General features: G+C 72.5%; 20 protein-coding genes and 1 riboswitch. Of the genes, 12 read left to right on the top strand and 8 right to left on the bottom strand.

The window, feature by feature from the left end; translation table 11 throughout:
- Window positions 1-5 precede the first annotated feature (5 nt).
- Window positions 6-175: riboswitch (SAM riboswitch) on the bottom strand.
- Window positions 176-305: 130 nt separating this feature from the next.
- Both ACIQFZ_RS13615 and ACIQFZ_RS13610 read left to right on the top strand, forming a co-directional pair.
- Window positions 306-1,286: a glucosyl-3-phosphoglycerate synthase gene (locus ACIQFZ_RS13615; RefSeq protein WP_402691259.1), complete on the top strand. Its 981-nt coding sequence runs from the start codon at window positions 306-308 to the stop codon at window positions 1,284-1,286.
- Between the two features lie 83 nt (window positions 1,287-1,369).
- Window positions 1,370-2,800, top strand: a complete 1,431-nt coding sequence (locus ACIQFZ_RS13610) for a trehalose-6-phosphate synthase (RefSeq protein ID WP_402691258.1) — start codon at window positions 1,370-1,372, stop codon at window positions 2,798-2,800.
- Between the two features lie 12 nt (window positions 2,801-2,812).
- Here ACIQFZ_RS13610 and otsB read toward each other — a convergent pair whose 3' ends face one another.
- Together otsB and ACIQFZ_RS13600 are read right to left on the bottom strand one after the other, a co-directional pair.
- Window positions 2,813-3,688, bottom strand: coding sequence for a trehalose-phosphatase (otsB, locus tag ACIQFZ_RS13605; protein WP_402691257.1), 876 nt, complete (start codon window positions 3,686-3,688; stop codon window positions 2,813-2,815).
- 53 nt (window positions 3,689-3,741) lie between these two features.
- Complete coding sequence (locus ACIQFZ_RS13600) at window positions 3,742-3,984, bottom strand: DUF3263 domain-containing protein (RefSeq protein ID WP_141360135.1); 243 nt, start codon at window positions 3,982-3,984, stop codon at window positions 3,742-3,744.
- Window positions 3,985-4,159: 175 nt separating this feature from the next.
- On the opposite strand from ACIQFZ_RS13600, the gene ACIQFZ_RS13595 reads away from it, so the two are divergent.
- The 3 genes from ACIQFZ_RS13595 to ACIQFZ_RS13585 all read left to right on the top strand — a co-directional run bounded on the left by ACIQFZ_RS13595 (window position 4,160) and on the right by ACIQFZ_RS13585 (window position 7,298).
- Entirely contained in the window at window positions 4,160-5,095 is a 936-nt protein-coding gene (locus ACIQFZ_RS13595) for an ROK family protein (protein WP_402691256.1), read from the top strand.
- Between the two features lie 7 nt (window positions 5,096-5,102).
- Complete coding sequence (gene nagA, locus ACIQFZ_RS13590; protein WP_402691255.1) at window positions 5,103-6,245, top strand: N-acetylglucosamine-6-phosphate deacetylase; 1,143 nt, start codon at window positions 5,103-5,105, stop codon at window positions 6,243-6,245.
- 120 nt (window positions 6,246-6,365) lie between these two features.
- Window positions 6,366-7,298: a 1-phosphofructokinase family hexose kinase gene (locus ACIQFZ_RS13585; protein ID WP_383056423.1), complete on the top strand. Its 933-nt coding sequence runs from the start codon at window positions 6,366-6,368 to the stop codon at window positions 7,296-7,298.
- 3 nt (window positions 7,299-7,301) lie between these two features.
- Here the strand turns inward: ACIQFZ_RS13585 and ACIQFZ_RS13580 are convergent, their stop codons facing one another.
- Window positions 7,302-8,210 (bottom strand): carbohydrate-binding protein, encoded by a 909-nt coding sequence (locus ACIQFZ_RS13580; protein ID WP_365423203.1) that lies wholly within the window; start codon window positions 8,208-8,210, stop codon window positions 7,302-7,304.
- A 117-nt stretch (window positions 8,211-8,327) separates the two neighbouring features.
- On the bottom strand, window positions 8,328-9,986 hold the full coding sequence (cdgB, locus tag ACIQFZ_RS13575; RefSeq protein WP_365423200.1) for a diguanylate cyclase CdgB: 1,659 nt from the start codon (window positions 9,984-9,986) through the stop codon (window positions 8,328-8,330).
- Between the two features lie 417 nt (window positions 9,987-10,403).
- On the opposite strand from cdgB, the gene ACIQFZ_RS13570 reads away from it, so the two are divergent.
- The gene (locus tag ACIQFZ_RS13570; RefSeq protein WP_365423197.1) at window positions 10,404-10,922 is read left to right on the top strand and encodes a flavin reductase family protein; all 519 of its coding nucleotides are present in this window, start codon (window positions 10,404-10,406) and stop codon (window positions 10,920-10,922) included.
- 43 nt (window positions 10,923-10,965) lie between these two features.
- Here ACIQFZ_RS13570 and arfB read toward each other — a convergent pair whose 3' ends face one another.
- Window positions 10,966-11,403, bottom strand: coding sequence for an alternative ribosome rescue aminoacyl-tRNA hydrolase ArfB (gene arfB / locus ACIQFZ_RS13565; RefSeq protein WP_365423194.1), 438 nt, complete (start codon window positions 11,401-11,403; stop codon window positions 10,966-10,968).
- Window positions 11,404-11,570: 167 nt separating this feature from the next.
- Here arfB and ACIQFZ_RS13560 point away from each other — a divergent pair, with 167 nt between their 5' ends.
- Both ACIQFZ_RS13560 and ACIQFZ_RS13555 read left to right on the top strand, forming a co-directional pair.
- Window positions 11,571-12,146 carry a TerD family protein gene (locus ACIQFZ_RS13560; RefSeq protein ID WP_361412706.1) on the top strand — a complete coding sequence of 192 codons (576 nt, stop codon included), beginning with the start codon at window positions 11,571-11,573 and terminating at the stop codon, window positions 12,144-12,146.
- 133 nt (window positions 12,147-12,279) lie between these two features.
- Window positions 12,280-12,795, top strand: a complete 516-nt coding sequence (locus ACIQFZ_RS13555; protein WP_365423189.1) for a GNAT family N-acetyltransferase — start codon at window positions 12,280-12,282, stop codon at window positions 12,793-12,795.
- A 39-nt stretch (window positions 12,796-12,834) separates the two neighbouring features.
- On the opposite strand, the gene ACIQFZ_RS13550 is transcribed toward ACIQFZ_RS13555, so the two are convergent.
- Complete coding sequence (locus tag ACIQFZ_RS13550) at window positions 12,835-14,283, bottom strand: M1 family metallopeptidase (RefSeq protein WP_402691254.1); 1,449 nt, start codon at window positions 14,281-14,283, stop codon at window positions 12,835-12,837.
- A 7-nt stretch (window positions 14,284-14,290) separates the two neighbouring features.
- Here ACIQFZ_RS13550 and ACIQFZ_RS13545 point away from each other — a divergent pair, with 7 nt between their 5' ends.
- Window positions 14,291-14,791, top strand: coding sequence for a hypothetical protein (locus tag ACIQFZ_RS13545; RefSeq protein WP_225074566.1), 501 nt, complete (start codon window positions 14,291-14,293; stop codon window positions 14,789-14,791).
- 51 nt (window positions 14,792-14,842) lie between these two features.
- On the opposite strand, the gene ACIQFZ_RS13540 is transcribed toward ACIQFZ_RS13545, so the two are convergent.
- Window positions 14,843-15,520, bottom strand: coding sequence for a pentapeptide repeat-containing protein (locus tag ACIQFZ_RS13540; RefSeq protein ID WP_402691253.1), 678 nt, complete (start codon window positions 15,518-15,520; stop codon window positions 14,843-14,845).
- A 102-nt stretch (window positions 15,521-15,622) separates the two neighbouring features.
- On the opposite strand from ACIQFZ_RS13540, the gene ACIQFZ_RS13535 reads away from it, so the two are divergent.
- Entirely contained in the window at window positions 15,623-17,122 is a 1,500-nt protein-coding gene (locus ACIQFZ_RS13535) for an MFS transporter (RefSeq protein ID WP_365423182.1), read from the top strand.
- A 24-nt stretch (window positions 17,123-17,146) separates the two neighbouring features.
- On the opposite strand, the gene ACIQFZ_RS13530 is transcribed toward ACIQFZ_RS13535, so the two are convergent.
- Window positions 17,147-17,800, bottom strand: a complete 654-nt coding sequence (locus ACIQFZ_RS13530) for a rhomboid-like protein (RefSeq protein WP_383056425.1) — start codon at window positions 17,798-17,800, stop codon at window positions 17,147-17,149.
- A 22-nt stretch (window positions 17,801-17,822) separates the two neighbouring features.
- On the opposite strand from ACIQFZ_RS13530, the gene ACIQFZ_RS13525 reads away from it, so the two are divergent.
- Both ACIQFZ_RS13525 and ACIQFZ_RS13520 read left to right on the top strand, forming a co-directional pair.
- The gene (locus ACIQFZ_RS13525) at window positions 17,823-18,713 is read left to right on the top strand and encodes an aminoglycoside phosphotransferase family protein (RefSeq protein ID WP_365775002.1); all 891 of its coding nucleotides are present in this window, start codon (window positions 17,823-17,825) and stop codon (window positions 18,711-18,713) included.
- A gap of 90 nt (window positions 18,714-18,803) precedes the next feature.
- Window positions 18,804-19,853, top strand: a complete 1,050-nt coding sequence (locus ACIQFZ_RS13520) for a nitrous oxide reductase family maturation protein NosD (RefSeq protein ID WP_383056409.1) — start codon at window positions 18,804-18,806, stop codon at window positions 19,851-19,853.
- Window positions 19,854-19,864: the final 11 nt, after the last annotated feature.

Here is a 19,864-nt window from a genome sequence, read left to right as displayed (position 1 = left end):
CTTTCTCCTCATCTTCCTCACGACGCATCTCGCCGTGAGACGGATTTGGCACCTTCCCTAGCCGGGAGCCTCGCGAAGACGATCGGCTGTGCAGGCACAGCAGTCGATACGAGAACCGGCTGGAGGGTTGCCGGGGCTTCATCGGGCCGTGTCCCTCTGCCCCTCTGGATGAGCTGTATTCGGTTGTGACGCGGAGGTGACCCCCGGCATGGGATGGTCGTCCGCGTTGTTCAGACTGTAACGGAAGGCCAGGACGGCTGAGTCAGTCGTCCGAAGCGCGAGACAACAGTGAGGAGCCGCTGACCGTGCTGGAAGAAGTCGAGTGCTGGCTGGCCACCCGCTCCTGGTCCGTGGCCGACCGGCCGCTCCACCAGATTCTGGCGGCCAAGCAGCGCACCGGCCAGTCGGTCTCCGTGGTGCTGCCCGCGCTGAACGAGGAGGCGACGGTCGGCGACATCGTCGCGGTGATCCGCCGCGACCTCGTGGAGCGTGCGCCGCTCGTCGACGAGATCGTCGTCGTCGACTCGGGCTCCACCGACCGCACCTCCGAGGTGGCCGCCGCCGCGGGCGCCCGCGTGGTGCACCGCGACGAGATCCTGCCGCGCCTGCCGGCCGTGCCGGGCAAGGGCGAGGTTCTGTGGCGCTCCCTGCTCGTCACCCGCGGGGACGTCATCTGCTTCGTCGACGCCGATCTGCGGGAGTTCTCCTCCGACTTCGTCACCGGCATCGTGGGCCCGCTGCTCACCGAACGCGACGTCGACCTGGTCAAGGCGATGTACGACCGGCCCTTCACCGTGCCCGGCGGGCACACCTCCAAACCGGCCGCGGCCGGGCAGGCCGGGCAGGGCGGACGGGTCACCGAGCTGATGGCACGCCCGCTGCTCAACATGCACTGGCCGCAGCTGGCCGGCTTCGTGCAGCCGCTCGGCGGCGAGTACGCGGCCCGCCGCTCACTCCTCGAACAACTGCCCTTCCCGGTCGGCTACGGCGTCGAGCTGGGCATGCTGGTCGACGCGCTGCACCTGGTGGGTCTGGACGCCCTCGCCCAGGTCGACGTCGGCGTGCGCAGGCACCGGCACCAGGACGGACAGGCGCTCGGCCGGATGGCCGCCGCGATCTACCGCACCGCCCAGCTGCGCCTGGCCCGGGGCCACCTCGTGCGCCCCTGCCTCACCCAGTTCGTCCGCGGCGAGAACGGCTTCGAGCCGCGGACGTACGGCGTGGACACGGAGGAGCGTCCGCCGATGGCCGAGATCGCGGAGTACGCGGCCCGGCAGGTGGCGTGAAACACCGGTCCCGCCCGTCGTCCGCCGGCTACGAAGCGGAACCGTACGTTTGAGCGTTTCGGGGCCGGGCTAAGTTGAGGCGTATGGCTTCTACGCACGGTGCCGAGGTACTGGTCGCGTCCAATCGCGGCCCGGTTTCGTACGAGGTGCGCGAGAACGGCTCGCTCCACTCCCGGCGCGGAGGCGGGGGGCTGGTGTCCGGGCTCTCCGCGATCGGTCCGGAGGCGGGCGCGGTGTGGGTGTGCGCCGCGCTGAGCGACGCCGACCGGGAGGCGGCGGGCCGCTTCGAGGGCGGGCGCCGGCTGCCGTCGGAGGCGACCGGCGGGCAGCAGGTGCGGATGCTCGACATCGACGCGAAGGTCTTCTCCGACGCCTACAACGGCATCGCCAACTCGGTGCTGTGGTTCGTCCACCACATGCTGTACCAGACCCCGCTGGAGCCGGTCTTCGACGCGGAGTTCCGGCGCCGCTGGAAGTCCTACGAGGCCTACAACCTGGCCTTCGCCGAGGCGCTGGCGGAGGAGGCGGCCGAGGGGGCGGCCGTGGTGGTCCAGGACTACCACCTGACGCTCGTGCCGGGGATGCTGCGCGACTTCCGGTCCGATGTGCGCATCGGGCACTTCTCGCACACGCCGTGGGCGCCGGCGGACTACTTCCGGATCCTCCCCGACGACATCGCCGAGCAGGTGCTGCGCGGGATGCTGGGCGCGGACCGGCTGGGCTTCCTCACCCAGCGGTGGGCGGACGCGTTCGCCGGCTGCTGCGACGCGCTCGTCGGCGGGCTCGGGGGCACCCGGATCGGGGTGCACGGGCTGGGCGCGGACGCGGAGTTCCTGCGGGAGCGGTCGCACCGTGCCGACGTCGACGAGCGGATGGCGGCGCTGCGCGAGGAGGTCGGCACCGGATCGGACGGGAACCCGCGCCGGACGATCGTGCGGGTGGACCGGACCGAGCTGTCCAAGAACATCGTGCGGGGGCTGCACGCGTACCGGCAGCTGCTGGAGGACCGCCCCGAGTGGCGCGAGCGGGTGGTGCACGTGGCGTTCGCCTACCCCTCACGGCAGGACCTCGCGGTGTACCGGGAGTACACGGAGGAGGTGCGGCGGGTGGCCGAGGAGATCAACACCCGCTACGGGACGCCCGGCTGGACCCCGGTCCTGCTGCACGTGGAGGACGACTTCGCGCGCTCGCTCGCGGCGTACCGGATCGCCGACGTGGCGCTGGTCAACCCCATCCGGGACGGGATGAACCTGGTCGCCAAGGAGGTGCCGGTCGTCTCCGACTCGGGGTGTGCGCTGGTGCTGTCGCGGGAGGCGGGCGCGTACGCGGAGCTGGGGGAGGACGCGGTCGTCGTCAACCCGTACGACGTGGTCGGGACGTCCGGGGCGCTGCACCGGGCGCTGAGCATGCCGGAGCACGAGCGGGCGGAGCGGACGAAGCGGCTGGCCGCCGCCGCGACCGCGCTGCCGCCCGCTCGGTGGTTCCTGGACCAGCTGGAGGAACTGGGCGGCTGAGCGGCCGAGTGGCTAGGCGAGGCGGTCCGCCAGGTTCCTCAGCAGTGCCACCACCCCGGCCGGGCCGTCCACCACCAGGTCGGCCCTCTCCGACACCTCCGTGACCTCCGTGCTGCCGCTGCAGACCAGGACGCCCGGAATCCCGTCCGAGCGGAGTTTGTCGACCGCGGCGAAGGCCGGCAGGTCGCCCAGGTCGTCGCCCGCGTACAGGACCGACGTGGCGCCCAGGTCGCGGGCGCAGTCCAGGAGGGCGACGCCCTTGTCCATGCCCGGAGGGCGCAGTTCGAGGACCATACGGCCGGGCTCGACGATCAGCCCGTGTCGGCGGGCCAGGTCGGCGAGGGGCTCGCGCAGCGCCTCGAACGCGGCCTGCGGGTCGTCCGCACGGCGGGTGTGGACGGCGAGCGAGCGGCCCTTCTCCTCGATCCAGGTGCCGTGCCAGGCGCCGATCCGGTCGAGGAGGCCGGGCAGTTCGGCGCGGACCGCGGCGACACCGGGGTGCGGGGGCGGGGCGGTGACCGTGCCCGTGGCGGCGTCCCAGCGCTCGGCGCCGTAGTGGCCGAGGACGACCAGGTGTTCCAGGCCGGGTACGCCCGCGAAGCCGCCGTGGCGCACCGCGACGCCGGGCGGGCGGCCGGTGACCACCGCGACGGCGGCCACCTTCGGGGCGAGCGCGGAGAGCGCGGGCACGGCGTCCGGGTGGGCGCGGGCCTGGTCGGGGTCGGGGACGATCGGGGCGAGCGTCCCGTCGAAGTCGAGCGCGATCAGCGCGTGCTCCGGCCGGGCAAGGATCGCGGCGAGCCCGTCCCGGCCCGCCAAAGTGGCGGGCGTCGGGAGGGAGGAGACGGGGGCGGTCGAGTCGGTGGCGTGACTGTCCTGGCTTCCCATAGGGCGAACCTATCCCTCCACGGCCGCGGGCACTCCTCCGTTCCGGGCGGGTCTCAGCGCTCGGCGCGCCGGGCCTCGCGCACCCGGCGCAGCCGGTTCACCGTGACCGGGTCGTGGGCGAGGGCACGGGTGTCGTCGAGGAGGGCGTTGAGGAGCTGGTAGTAGCGGACGGGCGAGAGGCCCAGTTCCTCGCGTATCGCGCGCTCCTTCGCGCCGGGGCCGGTGAAGCCGCGGCGCTCCAGGGCGAGGATGTCCCGCTCCCTGCGGCCGAGCCCCTGCTCCTCGTCGTCGTCCATACAGGGCACCGTAGCCTCCACCACCGACAGCGGCCCTCGTCGGACCCGACTGTCACGGCTGGGCCGGTGCCGCCGCGCCGTTCCGACCGTACCGGCGTCACCATGTGGACACAATTGGTCTGCACCAAGTAAGTGGACTAGACCTCTCCCGGTCGACGGGTCCACACTGTTCCACGTGAAACACGTCATCGCCCTCGATGTGGGCGGCACCGGGATGAAGGCTGCCCTGGTCGCCGCCGACGGCTCGCTGCTGCACCGGGCCCGCCGGGCGACCGGCCGCGAGCGCGGACCGGACGCCGTCGTCGAGGGCATCCTCGACTTCGCCGCCGAGCTGCGGGCGCACGGCGTCCGGCACCTCGGGGAGGAGGCGGCCGCGGCCGGTGTCGCCGTCCCCGGCATCGTCGACGAGGCGCGGGGTGTCGCCGCCTACGCGGCCAACCTCGGCTGGCGTGACGTACCCCTGCGCGACCTGCTCGCCGAGCGGCTCGGCGCCCCCGTGGCCCTGGGCCACGACGTACGCACCGGCGGGCTGGCCGAAGGCCGGATCGGGGCGGGCAAGGGCGCCGACCGGTTCCTCTTCGTGCCGCTCGGCACCGGGATCGCGGGCGCCATCGGCATCGACGGCCGGGTGGAGGCGGGCGCGCACGGCTTCGCGGGCGAGATCGGCCATATCGTCGTACGCCCCGGCGGCCTGGCCTGTCCGTGCAGGCAGCACGGCTGTCTGGAGCGGTTCGCCTCCGCGTCGGCGATCAGCCAGGCGTGGGCCGAGGCGTGCGGGAACCCGGACGCGGACGCGGCGGACTGCGCCAAGGCCGTGGAGTCCGGGGACGCGCGGGCGCGGGCGGTCTGGCAGGAGGCGGTCGACGCGCTCGCCGACGGGCTGGTCACCGCGCTCACCCTGCTGGACCCGCGCACGCTGATCATCGGCGGCGGGCTCGCCGAGGCGGGCGAGACGCTGTTCGCGCCGCTGCGCGAGGCGGTCCGGCGGCGCGTCACCTTCCAGAAGCTGCCGTCGATCGTTCCCGCGGCCCTCGGGGACACCGCCGGATGCCTGGGCGCGGGGCTCCTGGCCTGGGACCTGCTCAACACTTCTACGACTTTCCGGAGGTAGCCACCTGATGGCCCCCAGCAAGGTTCTGACCGGAGCCCGGGTGGTGTTGCCCACCGGGATCGTGGACGGCGGCCGTGTGATCGTCGACGGCACGCGGATCGCCGACACCGCCCGGGAGGACGCCGAGATCCTCGACGTACGCGGGCACTGGCTGGTCCCCGGCTTCGTCGACATCCACAACCACGGCGGAGGCGGCGCCTCCTTCTCCGGCACGGCCGACGACGTGCTGACCGCCGTCCGCACCCACCGGAAGCACGGCACCACCACCCTGGTCGCCTCGACCGTCACCGACGACATGGGCCTCCTCGTCAAGCAGGCGGGGCTGCTGTCGGAACTCGCCGAGCAGGGCGAGATCGCGGGCGTCCACTTCGAGGGGCCGTTCATCTCGCCGTGCCGCAAGGGAGCACACTCCGAGGAGCTGCTGCGCGACCCGGACCCCGCCGAGGTGCGCAAGCTGATCGACGCCGCCCGCGGCCGGGCCAGGATGATGACCCTGGCCACCGAACTGCCCGGCGGCATCGACTCCGTACGGCTGCTCACGGAGCACGGCGTGATCGCGGCGATCGGGCACACGGACGCGACGTACGAGCAGACGGTGGAGGCGATCGACGCCGGAGCCACCGTCGCCACCCACCTGTTCAACGCGATGCCGCCGCTCGGCCACCGCGCCCCCGGCCCGATCGTGGCCCTGCTGGAGGACGAGCGGATCACGGTCGAGCTGATCAACGACGGCGTGCACCTGCACCCCGCCGCCCTGGAGATGGCGTTCCACCACGCGGGCGCCGGGCGGGTCGCGTTCATCACCGACGCCATGGACGCCGCCGGGATCGGCGACGGCCGCTACCTGCTGGGCCCGCTCCAGGTCGAGGTCGACGGCGGGGTGGCGCGGCTGGTGGAGGGCGGCTCGATCGCGGGCTCGACCCTGACCCTGGACCGGGCGTTCCGGCGGGCGGTCACGATCGACCGGCTGCCGGTCACGGACGTGGTCGCCGCGCTGTCCGCCAATCCGGCCCGGCTGCTCGGGATGGACGACCGGGTGGGTTCCCTGGAACCCGGCAAGGACGCCGATCTCGTCCTGCTCGACGAGGACTTCGCCCTGAACGGCGTGATGCGGCAGGGCGCATGGGTGGTTGAGCCCCAACTGGGCTGATCCGTCCGCCCGTCCGGCCGCGGTGGCCGGTCCGAGGGGTGGGCGGTGGGCCGGGTCTTTGGCATGATCGAGTCTTCGGAACTTCGCGGCGGACGCGCTTACTCGGGGGAGGTCGGCCCGGTGATCCTCACGGTCACGCTGAACACCGCTCTCGACATCACCTATCGGGTGCCGTCCCTGCGGCAGCACGCCTCCCACCGAGTGTCCGAGGTGACCGAGCGGCCCGGCGGCAAGGGCGTCAACGTGGGCCGCGTGCTGGCGGCCCTCGGTCACGAGGTGACGGTCACCGGCTTCGCGGGCGGGGCCACCGGGCACGAGGTACGCGACCTCCTCGCGTCCGAGGCACCGGGCGTGGTGGACGCGCTGGTCCCGGTGGCCGGCGCGACCCGGCGCACGATAGCCGTGGTGGACCAGCACACCGGCGACACCACCCAGCTCAACGAGCCCGGCCCGGTCATCACACCGGCCGAGTGGTCCGCCTTCCAGGACGTCTACGAGGACCTGCTCGGCTCGGTGTCGGCGGTGGCGCTGTGCGGCAGCCTGCCGCCGGGGCTGCCGGTGGGCGCGTACGCCGGTCTGGTGCGCACCGCGCGCGCCGCGAACGTGCCGGTGCTGCTGGACACCAGTGGCGAGGCGCTGCGCCGGGCCGTGGCCGCCCGTCCCGACATCGTCAAGCCGAACGCTGACGAACTGGCCGAACTCACCGGCTCCCACGAGCCGCTGCGCGCCACCCAGGACGCCCGCCGGCGCGGCGCCCGCGCGGTGGTCGCCTCCTTGGGCGCGGAGGGCCTGCTCGCGCACACCTCCGACGGCCTGTGGCGGGCCGCCCCGCCGTCCCGCGTCCGGGGCAACCCGACCGGCGCCGGTGACTCCGCGGTCGCGGGCCTGCTGGTGGGTCTGGTGGAGCAACTCCCCTGGCCGGACCGCCTGAGCCGCGCGGTCGCCCTGTCCACGGCGACGGTCCTGTCCCCGGTGGCCGGCGAGTTCGACCGCGCGGCCTACGAGGAACTGCTGGGGCGGGTGGCGGTGACGGGGGAAGCCACCGCGGCGTGAACGTCAGCCCGACGTGACCCAGCCCTTGACCAGCCACAACTGGTCAAGGTTCGCATCACACTGGTTACCCTGCTCGCACGAGATCCTGATGGTGTTCGTGCCCTTGTTGAGCTGGATCCAGTTGTAGGTCTTCGTCCAGCCCTTCTCGTAGTCGCCCTCGGCTGCGTTCGTCCAGTTTTTCAGGTTGATCGGCCTGTCGGACACGGTGCCGTTGACCGTCAGAGTGGCGGTGCCGTCCTTTCCCGGGACGCCGTAACCGATGAACACGGTGTACTTGCCGTCCTCGGGGATGCCGTCGACGGTCCAGGTGGCCGAGGCGCCGACGTTGTTGAAGTTCGCCACATAGACGCCGCCGGCCGCCTTGGCGCCCTTGATGTCCGAGGCTTTGGTGGCGCCGCCGTCCAGCGGCAGCGCCTCGGCGTCGGTCTTCGGCAACTCGCCGTCGCTCGCTGCGCTGCTGCTCGCCGACGGGCTCGGCTCGGTGCTCTGCGTGGCCGTCGGGGGCGTACCGCCGGCCTGGTTGTCGTCCTTCTTGCCCGAGTCGTCGCCGATCATCGCCACGCCGATGCCGATGACGACCGCGGCGACCACCGCGATGGCGCCGATCAGCAGGCCCTTGGTGTTCGGGCCGCGGCCACGGCCGCCACCACCCTGGGGCTGCTGCCGCGTCGAGGCGCCGCCGGGGAGGGTCTCGGGTGCGGCGTAATGGGCGCTCGGCTGGCCGTACGCGCCTTGCTGCTGCGGGACCTGGCCGTACTGCCGCTGACCGACCGCGCGGACACGGTTGACCGAGTTCGGGTAGCCGTATCCGCCCGAGGGCGGCTGGGCTCCGTTGGCCTGGCCGTCGGCGTACAGGTAGCCAAACGGGTCGTCGTCCTCGGGCGTGCTCGCGCCGCTGTTGCCGGGCGTCATCCCTTGGTACTCCTCAACAGGTGCGGGTGGTGCGGTACGTCGTGAGAAAGGCGAGCCTACCCGCTTCGTGGGACCCAAACGGGTGACTCATGCCGCACAGGGTGGCTGACCTGCGGATCATCCGGCGCGGCGATGCTGTTTGGGACGAGATCGTTTCTCGACGTACATCCGTTCGTCGGCTGATTTCAGCACTTCGTCCGCCGTCATGCCGCAGTGCGCCCACCCGATGCCGAAGCTCGCCCCGACCCGGACGGCCCGGCCCTCGGCGCGGATCGGCTGGATGATCTCGTTGCGCAGCCGTACGGCGAGGTCCTGAGCGTCGGCCCGGCCGAGGCCGTCGGCGAGGATCACGAACTCGTCGCCGCCGAGCCGGGCCACGGTGTCGCCGTCGCGCACGCCGTTGCTCAGCCGCCGGGCCACCTCGATGAGCACCGCGTCGCCCGCGTTGTGCCCGAACCGGTCGTTGATCGACTTGAAGCCGTCGAGGTCGCAGAAGAGGACCGCGAGGCCCTTGGCGCCGTCGTCGTGGTCGCCCTCGGGGGCGACGGTGTGGACATGGTGGTCGTAGGCGTCGTAGGCCCGGGCGCCCGGCCGGAAGTCGAAGCCGTGGTCGCCGACGTCGTAGCCGGGGTGGCCGTAGGCGGTGTCCTGCGACTCGGCGTCGCCCGCGTGCGCGGACTGGGGCCGCCGGCACAGCCGGGCGGACAGGCGGGCGCGCAGCTCGGCGGAGTTCGGCAGGCCGGTGAGGGAGTCGTGGGAGGCGCGGTGGGCGAGCTGGAGCTCGCGGCGCTTGCGCTCCTCTATGTCCTCGACGTGGGTGAGCAGGAAGCGGGGCCCGTCGGCGGCGTCCGCGACGACGGAGTTGCGCAGGGACACCCACACGTACGAGCCGTCGCGGCGGCCCAGGCGCAGCTCCGCTCGGCCGCCCTCGGCCGAGGTCCGCAGCAGGGTGCCTATGTCCTCGGGGTGGACGAGGTCGGAGAAGGAGTAGCGGCGCATGGCGGAGGCGGGGCGGCCCAGCAGGCGGCACAGGGCGTCGTTGGTGCGCAGGATCCGGCCGTGCTGGTCGCCGCCCATCTCGGCGATGGCCATGCCGGAGGGCGCGTACTCGAAGGCCTGGCGGAAACTCTCCTCGCTGGCGCGCAGGGCCTGCTGCTCGCGCTCCAGGCGTATGAGGGCGCGCTGCATGTTGGAGCGCAGCCGGGCGTTGCTGATCGCGATGGCCGCCTGGAAGGCGTACATCTGGAGGGCCTCACGGCCCCAGGCGCCGGGCCGACGGCCGTTGCGCGGGCGGTCCACGGAGATCACGCCGAGCAGCTCGCCGGAGGAGCCGCCGGACCCGCCGGGGACGTCCATGGGCGCAAAGAGCCGGTCGGCGGGGTGCCACTCGTCCTCGAAGCGCGGCGCGGGCCCGTCGGTGTACCACGTCGGGACGTCGTCGTCGTCGAGGACCCAGCCCTCGGTGTGGGGTATGAAGACCAGGCCGTCCCACTGCTCGCCCATGGCCAGCCGTCGGTCCCAGGACTCCCGCGAGCCGACGCGGCCGGTGATCAACGCCTCCGCGGCGGAGTTCCCGGCGAAGGCGGCGACCACGAGGTCACCGTCGGCACGCACGAGGTTGACGCAGGCCAGCTCGTAGCCGAGGCCCTGCACGACGCCGTCGGCGACGGTCTGCAGTGTGTCCGCCAGGCTCCTCGCGGTGTTCATGTCCGCCATGACCTGGTGCAGTTGCCGCAGGGACGCCAGGCGGACGTACGGCTCCGAGTCGGTCTCCATGCTCGCCCTCCCCCCGAGACCTCGCCAGCGAATCAAGGGTGCTGTTCGGCGTTCGTCTGCGCATTCTCCGCCACTGAATCACAGCGCGAAGCCCACTCGGTACACAGGGTCAACAATTCACAGCTCTTGTGACTCAAGTCACAGACGAACGTGAACAATTGAGTGCGGTTTCTGTCTTTTCCCTGTGCGTTTGGTGAACGCGGGCCGCGCGGCCGTGGGGACATGATGCACGACATACTCGTCCGCTGGTCCTAGGTCCGGCTTCGGGCGGAGGCCCGATGCGGCGACCGCGGACCGGTGGTTAGCGTTCCGTGTGTGTTGAAGACTTCCTCCGTACCGCCCTCCTCCCCCACCGCCTCTGCCGAGCTCCGGGCTCCGCTCGGGCAGGGGGGACCCCCGCCCGGGCATGCTGAGGGGGTGACCAACGAGGAGTTCCGTGCCGCGATGTCCAGGCTGGCCGCCGGTGTGGTCCTGGTGACCGCGCAGGAGCCATCGCTCGACCCGGACGACCCGCAGGCGCCGGCCGGCGAGGACGCGGGCATGACGGCGACGGCGTTCATGTCGGTGTCCCTGGACCCGCCGCTGGCCCTGGTCAGCCTGCGCGAGGGCTCCCGCATGGACGACCTGCTCGCCGAACAGCCCCTGTGGGCGGTCTCGGTCCTCACCGACAGCCAGCACACCGCCGCCGGCCGCTTCGCCATGAAGGGCCGGGTCAGCGACCGCCTGCTGTTCAGGGACCTCCCCCACACCCGCGGCGAGGTCTCCGGCGCCCCGCTGCTGACCGACGCCCTGGCCACCCTGGAGCTGCGCACCGAGCAGCGGGTGCCGGCGGGCGACCACACCCTGGTCATCGGCCGGGTCCTGACGGCCCGCCTGCCCGGCACGGGCGGCGAACCGCTGCTGTACTACCGCGGCCGCTACCGCCGGCTGGGCTGACGCCCCGCCCGCGTCCGGCGTCCCGCCGGCGCCGTACCCGGGGCTACCCCCAGTTCTTCCCGGAGCGCCCCCGCTTCGTCTCGGAGCGCTGCTTCTTCTCGCGCAGCCGCCGCTCGTTGATGCCGCGCGGGATCCGGGTGGGCCTGCGCGGCCTGGGCGGGGGCGCGGTCGCCTCGGCGAGGATCGCGGCGAGGCGCACGGCGGCGGCCTCGCGGTTGCGCCACTGGGAGCGGTGCTCGGAGGCGCGCACGCTGATGACGCCGTCGACGAGCCGGTCCGCGAGGCGCTCCAGCGCGCGCTGCTTCCACACCTCGGGCAGCGCCTCGGTGCCGGCGAGGTCGAAACGCAACTCCACCTGGGAGTCCGTGGTGTTGACGTGCTGACCGCCTGGCCCGGAGGACCGCGAGAAGCGCCAGGCCAGTTCGGCCTCGGGGAGCGCGACGGAGCCGCGGATGAGATGGGGACCGGACATGTCGTCCATGTTCCCCTTCCCCACCGCGTCACGTCATCCTGTTTTCGCCGCGGACGCGTTCGATCGGGGTGGGTAAAAAAGGTAAAGGGACGCGGAACCCGCAGGACCCTCCTCGGCGTTCCTATGGGTGGCGGTAGCTTCGTCCGCACACGCAACGAGGGAAGGGACTCCCAACAATGGCTGTAAGCCTGTCCAAGGGTGGCAACGTCTCGCTCACCAAGGAGGCTCCGGGCCTGACCGCCGTCACCGTGGGCCTCGGCTGGGACGTCCGCACCACCACCGGCACGGACTTCGACCTGGACGCGTCCGCGATCGCGGTCAACGCGCAGGGCAAGGTCTACTCGGACCAGCACTTCGTCTTCTTCAACAACAAGCAGACCCCGGACAACTCCATCGTCCACACCGGCGACAACGTCACCGGCGAGGGCGAGGGCGACGACGAGGCGATCAACGTCAACCTCGCCGGGCTCCCCGCCGACGTCGACAAGGTCGTCTTCCCGGTCTCCATCTACGACGCCGAGAACCGCGGCCAGAACTTCGGCCAGGTCCGCAACGCCTACATCCGCATCGTCAACCAGGCCGGCGGCACCGAGATCGCCCGCTACGACCTGTCGGAGGACGCGGCCACCGAGACGGCCATGGTCTTCGGCGAGCTGTACCGCAACGGCGCGGAGTGGAAGTTCCGCGCCGTCGGCCAGGGCTACGCCTCGGGCCTGGTCGGCATCGCCCAGGACTTCGGCGTCAACGTCTGACGGACGCGGTCCACCGCCCGCAGCCCCGGCCCGCGCAGGGCCGGAGCTGCGGGCGCTGCTTCCCACCGCTCCGGTCGGCCGTCCTCCGCGCCAGGGGGCACCCGGGGCGTGTGGCGCGCGGTACGTTGCCCGGGTGTTCCTCGAGCCCCTGACCCTCCCGCCGGACCGCGGCCTCCCGGGCGAGCTGCTGACCGAGCTCACCGCGCTCTACGCCTCCCAGCGCGACTTCCACGCCCTCAGCGGCGACTTCCCCGACCCGGACGACATCCGCCCGGAACAGGTGGCGACCGCGCTGGCGGACGAACTGGCCGCCCCGGACGCGGAGGTGCTGCTCGCCCGCAGCGAGGGACGGCTCGTCGGAATCGCGATCACGCTCGCCCACCATCCCGACCCGGCCGACCCGGACCCGTGGATCGGCCTGCTGATGATCGACGCGGGCGCACAACGGCACGGCTACGGGCGCCGGTTGGCGTCCCTCGTCGAGGACCGCTTCCGTGCCGCGGGCCGCACCGCCGTGCGCCTGGCCGTTCTCGGGAACAACCCCGGGGGCCTGGCGTTCTGGACCGCCCTCGGCTACCGGCACCTCGCCCACCGCCGGGACCGGCGCATGGGCCGCCCGTGCGTGGTGCTGCGCAAGCGGCTGGACTGAGGAAACGGGCCGGCCGGCGAAGGGACCGGCCGGCCGCGGTCAGGGACCCGTCGGCTTGCCGTCCCCGTACAGCCAGTCGGCCCAGATCCCGCCGAAGTCCGTGCCCGGGGCCTTCTTCTCCACGTAGGCGGTGAAGTCGGTGGTGTCCGCGTTGCCGTGGCGGTGGGCCGCGGCCCAGCCCCGGACGATGTCGTCGAAGGCGTGGTCACCGACCGCCTGGCGGATCTTGTGCAGAACCATCGCGCCGCGTTCGTAGACGGGGCGTTCGGAGATGTGCGCGGCGTCGACCGGCTTGGCGGGTGGAAAGGACCACACGGCCCTGTTCTGGGCGTCGTCGGCGAAGTAGTCGCCGCGTTGGAGCGCGTCGAAGGCCTGCTGCGCGGTCCGGCCGCCGTGATCCTCGTCCCACAGCCACCGCGCGTACGTCGCGAAGGCCTCGCTCAGCCACATGTCCCGCCAGCTCTTCGGGGTGACGGAGTCGCCGTACCACTGGTGGACGAGTTCGTGGACGAGGGTTCCGATGTCGGGGGCGCCGGGGAAGACGGGCCGGTTCTGGGTCTCCAGGGCGTAACCGGCGTCCTCGCGGCGGCCGACGATCGCGCCGGTGGACGAGAAGGGGTACGGGCCGAAGCGGCGCTCCGCCCACTCGACGACCTCGGGAATCCTGGCCGGCACGGCCCCGCTCTCCCGTACCTGGGACGGCTCCACGGCGACGTACACCGGCAGACCGCTCCTCGTGGTGGAGCGGGTGATCTCGAAGCGGCCGATCGCGACGGTGGCCAGATAGCTCGCCATCGGCTCGGCGCTGCGCCACCGGAACGTCGTACGCCCCCCGCTGGTCGTCTCGCTCCTCAACTCGCCGTTGGAGACCGCCCGCAGCCCTTCGGGCACGGTGACCGAGATGTCGTACGCGGCCTTGTCGGAGGGGTGGTGGTTTCCCGGGAACCACGCCATCGAGCCGACCGGCTCACCGAGGGCGAGAGCGCCGTCGGCGGTGGGCAGCCATCCCTCCCGCGCCCCGTCGGGGTCGACGACGACCTGTGGCCGCCCCGAGTAGCGCACCGTCGTGGTGAACGTCTTCCCCTTCAGCAGATCGTCGTGCGGGCGCACGGTGAGTTCCTGCCCGGCCCGGCTGAACCAGGCGGCCCTCCCCTCCACCGTGACGCTCCGGACGTCGAGCCCCACGAGATCGAGGTCGAAGGCGGACAGGTCCTTGGCGGCCCGGGCGGTGATCACCGCCGTACCCGTGAGGTGACGTCGGTCCGGGTCGTAGTCGAGGGTCAGGCCGTAGTGGCTGACGTCGTACCCGCCGTTGCCCGCCCTGGGGAAGTACGGATCGTGCACCCCGGCCCCGCCCGGGGTGCCCCGGACACCGCCGTCGCACCCGGTCAGCGTCAGCGCGAGCAGGGCGCAGCCGGCCGCGGCGGTCCGAACAAGCAGGGCAGATCGATACACGCGCGCGATCCTATGCGGGGCACATGACACCATCGCCTACGTGCTCGACATCGGCTACGCCCTCTCCAACCGCTTCCCCGACCCGCCGCAGACGGACTACCGCCGCGCGGACGTGCGGGCGCTGCGGCACGACCTGTTCTGCGGCGACGTCTACCTGGCCGACACCGAGTCGGACCGCGAACTGGCCACGGCCTGGGGCTGGGTGCCCGTGCTCGACTTCGCCTGGGCCCTGTGCGACATCGTCGAGCGGCTGGACCGGGACCCGGCCGGCTCCCGCGCCTCCCGTCCGCAGCGGGCGGAGCTGGACTTCACCGAGTCCACGGACCGCATGCTCTTCGAGCGCCGCTTCGGCTGGGTCGACATCGAGTCCGACTGGATGCCCGTCGAGGAGTCCCCGCTGACCTTCTCGCACTCGGCGCTGCGCCGCGAGGCCCGTGACTTCCTGCACGACCTCGTCGCCGATCTGTGCGACCTGCACGAGGACCTGGCGGAGAACCCGGCGATCTGGACCCTCCAGGCCCGCTACCCCCGCGTCTCCTGACCCCCTCTTGGCCGGAAGCCCCTTTCCAGCCCTTCAGCCCTTTCAGTCCCCTCACCCCTCCACCCTGATCCCCAGCTCCGCCGCCAGCACCGGTGCCAGGTCCAGGAGCTGACCGGTGCTGATCACCGCGCCGGCCAGCCGGTCCAGCCCGCGCGCGATCTCCAGGGACGCGGCGCCCCGCAGGTCCACGTCCGAGAGCGTCGCCGCGCTGAAGTCGACGCCCTTGACCACGCAGTCCACGAACTCCACCCGCTCAAGCCGGGCGCCCCCGAAGTCCGGCTCGACGAGGACGCAGCCCTCGAAGACGACGTCCCGCAGCCGGGCCCTGCGCAGGTTCAGGTAGTCGATCTTGCCGCCGCGGATCCACACGCGCTCCAGGACCGCACCATGGCACTGCACACCGCCGAGGCGGGCGTCGACCACCTCCACATCACGCAGGGTCGCGTCGGCGAGGTCGGTGCCGACACCCCGTATGCCGGTGAGGACCGAGTCCAGGAAGCGGGCGTGCCGCAACGACGCGTCGTCCAGCGCGCAGCCTCCGAGCGCGCAGTCCAGGAACCGGGCCCCCGCCCCGTCCTGCCCGGCGAAGTCCTCCTCCCGGAACTCCAGCCCGTCGTAGTCCCCGTCCGGCGCCAGTCCCTCGCCGCCGTACGCCTCCAGCGCCGGCAACCGCACCTCGGGCCGCCGCGCGCCCTTCACACCGGCCCTACCGCTCGCTCCGCTCACCATGCCCCCATGCTGCACCCCGCCACTGACAATCCCCCTCCCGACCGCGGGGCGCCCTGCACACACGAGGATGCGATACCTCCCGATTCATGGTCTTCTGGCCAGATGAGCGCCGCCCTTCCAGGCCAAACCCCCTCCCGGGACACCGACCGGCACCGCTGGTGGGCACTGGTCGTCATCGCGCTCGCGCAGCTGATGGTGGTCCTGGACGCGACGATCGTGAACATCGCGCTCCCCTCCGCTCAGCACGCCCTGCACATGTCCGACGGCAACCGGCAGTGGGTCATCACCGCCTACTCCCTCGGCTTCGGCGGGCTGCTCCTGCTGGGCGGGCGGATCGCCGATCTGGTGGGCCGCAAGCGCACGTTCGTCGTCGGGCTGGCCGGGTTCGCCGCCGCCTCCGCGTTCGGCGGCGCGGCCACCTCCTCGGGCATGCTCTACGGCGCCCGCGCCCTTCAGGGCGCCTTCGCCGCCGTCCTCGCCCCCTCCGCGCTCAGCCTGCTGACCACGACCTTCACCCACCCCAGGGAGCGCGGAAAGGCGTTCGGCATCTACGGCGCCCTGGCGGGCAGCGGCTCGGCGATCGGCTTCATCGTCGGCGGCGTGCTGACGGAGTTCCTGAACTGGCGCTGGTGCCTGTACGTCAACGTGCCCATCGCCGTCGTCGCGGTCCTCGGCGCCCTGGCCCTGCTGCGCGACAGGCCGGGCCGGGCGGGCGCCCGGCTGGACCTGCCCGGGGCGGCGCTGGGCTGCGGCGGCCTGGTCGCCGTCGTCTACGGGTTCAGCGAGGCCCAGCCGCGCGGCTGGACCGACCCGCTGGTGCTGAGCCTGTTCGCCCTCGGTGCGGCGCTGCTCCTGACGTTCGTGTGGTGGCAGAGCCGGGCGCCGGTGCCCCTGCTGCCGCTGCACGTCCTGCGGGACCGCGTCCGGGCGGGCTGCCTCCTGACCATGCTGCTGGCGGTGATCGGCATGTTCGGGCTGTACCTGTTCATGACGTACTACCTGCAGGAGATCCTCGGCTACTCGCCGCTGCGCACCGGTCTCGCCTTCCTGCCGCTGACCGCCGCGATCGTCACCGGTTCGACGCAGATCTCGGCCCGGCTGCTGCGGCACGTGGCGCCGCGCGTGCTCATGGTCCCCGGCATGCTCCTCGCCGCGGGCGGGCTGCTGCTCCTGACCCGGCTCACGGTCGACTCGCGCTACCCGAGCGAGGTGCTGCCCGCGTTGGTGCTGATGGGCCTCGGCATGGGCCTGACCTTCATGCCGGTGTTCGCCACCGCCACCGCGGGCGTCGCTCCGCAGGACTCGGGGGTGACCTCCGCGACCGTGAACACCTCGCAGCAGGTCGGCGGTTCCATCGGCACCGCCCTGCTCAACACGGTCGCCACGACCAGCGGCGCCGCCTACGTCACCGCCCATCTGCGCAGCCCGGCGGACCGGGTCCGGGTGGTGCCGGAGGGCATCGTCCACGGCTACACGGTCGCCCTCTGGTGGGCGGCCGCCGTCATGCTGGTGGCCGGTCTGATCGCGGGCCTGATGGTGACGGGCAGGGCCCCCAAGCACGGGGCCCCGACGGAGGCGCCCGTATCGGAACCAGTGGCATGAGGCACAGGGCCCGAGGGCCGGGCGCTAACGCCTCAGGGCGAACAGCGCCTTCCCCGGGTTCCACGGCTCTCCCCGGCCCCTGACCAGCGGATAGCAGCCCAGGCCGATCAGGACGGCGGCGAAGTGCCCCAGATCGGTGAAGGTGTGCCTGGTCACCAGCGACACGGCGTAGAAGGCGAGGACGGCGGCCAGGTACAGGTACCGCCAGGGCGGGGCGATCCGGTACATCAGCACCCCCATCACCCCGGCCAGGGCGTAACTCACACCGACGTCCAGAGTGTTGACGGCCGACTCGGGCACCATGTGCCGCTGGATCGCCCACAGCACGGCGCCCTCGCTGATCAGCGTCGCCAGCACGTGCGCGGTCACGCACACCAGCAGCCAGCGCAGGGTGCCCAGCCAGCGCTCGGCCTGGGCGTGGGAGATCGTGTAGAGGACCGCGTACGGCAGCCAGTGGCCGCTGTCGATCCACATGGCGCTGGAGAAGAGCACCCGCACCGGGTCGTTCGACAGCTCGCGCAGGTTCGTCGAGCGGTGGCGCAGGAAGTGCTCCTCGAACTGCGGCGACATGTGGTGCAGGGCGACGGTGGTCAGGAACAGGATCAGCAGCCAGACGTACGTCCCCGGAGCGCTGCGGACGTACGCCGTCGCCGCCCGGAGCCCACGCCGCATCCGCATGACCCAGCTCACACGCGCAAGTATGGTCGTCGGTGTGATCGAGGTGCCCGGCGCGCTGGCCGCTTCCCAGGAGAAATTCAACGGGGCGGCGGGCCGCGCGTTCGTCGCCGGTCTGCCCCGGCAGGTGGCCGGCTTCCTCGACCGGTGGCGGCTGCGGATCGACGGGCCGGCGATGCACGGCGTGTGCGCGCTGGTCCTCCCGGTCGTCCGCGCCGACCGCCTGCCCGCCGTCCTGAAGCTCCAACTCCCCGACGAGGAGAGTGCGGGAGAGGCGCCGGCGCTGCGCGTGTGGGACGGCGCGGGGGCCGTACGGCTGCTGGAACACGACGAGCCGACCGGCACGCTGCTGCTGGAACGGCTCGACTCCGCCCGCCCGCTGACACGCCTGCCGGACACCCGTGAGGCCGTCCTGGTGATCGCCGGCCTGCTGGCCCGCCTGACCTCCGTACCGGCCCCGGCGGGGATACGGCGGCTGGGTGACATCGCGGGTGACCTGCTGGAGCGGACTCCGCGCGCGTTGCGGCGACTGCCCGGCGGGGACGACCGCCGGCTGCTCGCGGACTGCGCCGCCGCCGTGCGCGAGGTCGCCGGCGAAAGCGGCGACCGGCTGCTGCACTGGGACCTGCACTACGACAACGTCCTCGGCGCCGACCGCGAGCCCTGGCTGGCCATCGATCCCAAGCCGCTCGCCGGGGACCCCGGCTTCGAGCTGCTCCCGGCGCTGTTCAACCGCTTCGAGCCCGCCGAGGTCGTCCCGCGCTTCGAGGCCATGACCGGGGCGCTGGGCCTCGACCGCGACCGGGCCCGCTCCTGGACGCTCGGCCGTGTGCTGCAGAACGCCCTGTGGGACCTGGAGGACGGCCGCCCCCTGTCCCCCGAACAGCTGTGGATCGGCCGCGCCCTGCGCCGGTGACACGCCGCCGGACCGCGCCCGCGCCGATGACACGCCGCCGGACGGCCCATCGGGCGTTCCAGCCGACTATCGGGCCATACCGTACAGAATATGACGAAACGCCATATCGCTCTGCTCCTGAGCGCCGCCGCGCTGGCCGGCTCGGGCATCGCCGCCGCCCCACCGGTCCTGGCGCCCAGGACGCACCTGGTGCATCCGGGCGAGTCGATCCAGCGGGCGGTGGACTCCGCGAAGCAGGGTGACACCGTGCTGGTGCTGCCCGGCGTCTACCACGAGAGCGTCAAGGTGACGACACCCCGTCTGACCCTGCGCGGCAGCCGCGGCACCGTCCTGGAACCGGGCGGCCGGAGCGACTGCGGCAAGCGGGGCAACGGCATCTGCGTGATGGGGACCAAGGCCAAGCGCCTGGAAGGTGTCACCGTCTCCCGTCTGACCCTGACCGGCTTCTCCCACACCGGCCTGATGGCCGTGGGCACCGACCGGCTGACCGTGCGGCAGGTGACCGCCGAGAAGAACGGGATGTGGGGCATCGCCGAGGAGCGGTCCGTTCGCAGCGAATACCGGAGCAACACCGCCCGGGGCAACGGCGACGCGGGACTCTTCCTGGCCAACACGGTCACCGCCGAGCAGGGCGCCGCCGACACCGGCGGAACGCTGATCGCCGGCAACCGGCTGGAGGGCAACCGGATCGGCGTCACCGTCCGCCGGCTGCGCAACCTCACCGTCGCGAGCAACGACGTCTCCGGCAACTGCGTGGGCGTGTTCGTCGTCGGCGACGAGAACAAGCCGCGGGCCGGCGCCCTGACCGTGCGCTACAATCGGGTCGCGGAGAACAACAGGTTCTGCCCGGCGACCGCCCGCCTGCCCTTCCTCCAGGGCTCGGGCATCGTCCTGACCGGCACCGAGCAGACCGACGTGTTCCGCAACCTCGTCGTCCGCAACTCGGGCAGGTCCCCCTTCTCCGGCGGCATCGTGCTGTTCAAGAGCTTCGTCGGCGCGGCCGGCGAGCGGAACCGGGTGAGCCGGAACGTGCTCGACGGCAACTCCCCGGCGGACCTGGTCAACCAGGAGAGCGCCGCGCACCACAACACCTTCGCAGAGAACTCCTGCCGGGTCTCCAAGCCCGCGGGACTGTGCTGAGGCCGTAGCCA

It is taken from the genome of Streptomyces sp. NPDC093064 (assembly GCF_044754605.1).
Lineage (GTDB): Bacteria > Actinomycetota > Actinomycetes > Streptomycetales > Streptomycetaceae > Streptomyces.
Note: the sequence above shows the minus strand (reverse complement) of the source record. Positions and strands in the feature narration are given on the sequence as shown.

Coding starts and splice junctions, on each gene's coding strand:
- ACIQFZ_RS13600 (WP_141360135.1), bottom strand. CDS start 3,984: ATGGACGACGACGAGGAGCAGGGGCTCGGCCGCAGGGAGCGGGACATC.
- arfB (WP_365423194.1), bottom strand. CDS start 11,403: ATGGACGACATGTCCGGTCCCCATCTCATCCGCGGCTCCGTCGCGCTC.
- ACIQFZ_RS13550 (WP_402691254.1), bottom strand. CDS start 14,283: ATGGTGTCATGTGCCCCGCATAGGATCGCGCGCGTGTATCGATCTGCC.
- ACIQFZ_RS13535 (WP_365423182.1), top strand. CDS start 15,623: ATGAGCGCCGCCCTTCCAGGCCAAACCCCCTCCCGGGACACCGACCGG.
- ACIQFZ_RS13530 (WP_383056425.1), bottom strand. CDS start 17,800: ATGCGGATGCGGCGTGGGCTCCGGGCGGCGACGGCGTACGTCCGCAGC.
- cdgB (WP_365423200.1), bottom strand. CDS start 9,986: ATGGAGACCGACTCGGAGCCGTACGTCCGCCTGGCGTCCCTGCGGCAA.
- ACIQFZ_RS13610 (WP_402691258.1), top strand. CDS start 1,370: ATGGCTTCTACGCACGGTGCCGAGGTACTGGTCGCGTCCAATCGCGGC.
- ACIQFZ_RS13580 (WP_365423203.1), bottom strand. CDS start 8,210: ATGACGCCCGGCAACAGCGGCGCGAGCACGCCCGAGGACGACGACCCG.
- ACIQFZ_RS13540 (WP_402691253.1), bottom strand. CDS start 15,520: ATGGTGAGCGGAGCGAGCGGTAGGGCCGGTGTGAAGGGCGCGCGGCGG.
- nagA (WP_402691255.1), top strand. CDS start 5,103: ATGGCCCCCAGCAAGGTTCTGACCGGAGCCCGGGTGGTGTTGCCCACC.
- ACIQFZ_RS13525 (WP_365775002.1), top strand. CDS start 17,823: ATGGTCGTCGGTGTGATCGAGGTGCCCGGCGCGCTGGCCGCTTCCCAG.
- ACIQFZ_RS13520 (WP_383056409.1), top strand. CDS start 18,804: ATGACGAAACGCCATATCGCTCTGCTCCTGAGCGCCGCCGCGCTGGCC.
- ACIQFZ_RS13560 (WP_361412706.1), top strand. CDS start 11,571: ATGGCTGTAAGCCTGTCCAAGGGTGGCAACGTCTCGCTCACCAAGGAG.
- otsB (WP_402691257.1), bottom strand. CDS start 3,688: ATGGGAAGCCAGGACAGTCACGCCACCGACTCGACCGCCCCCGTCTCC.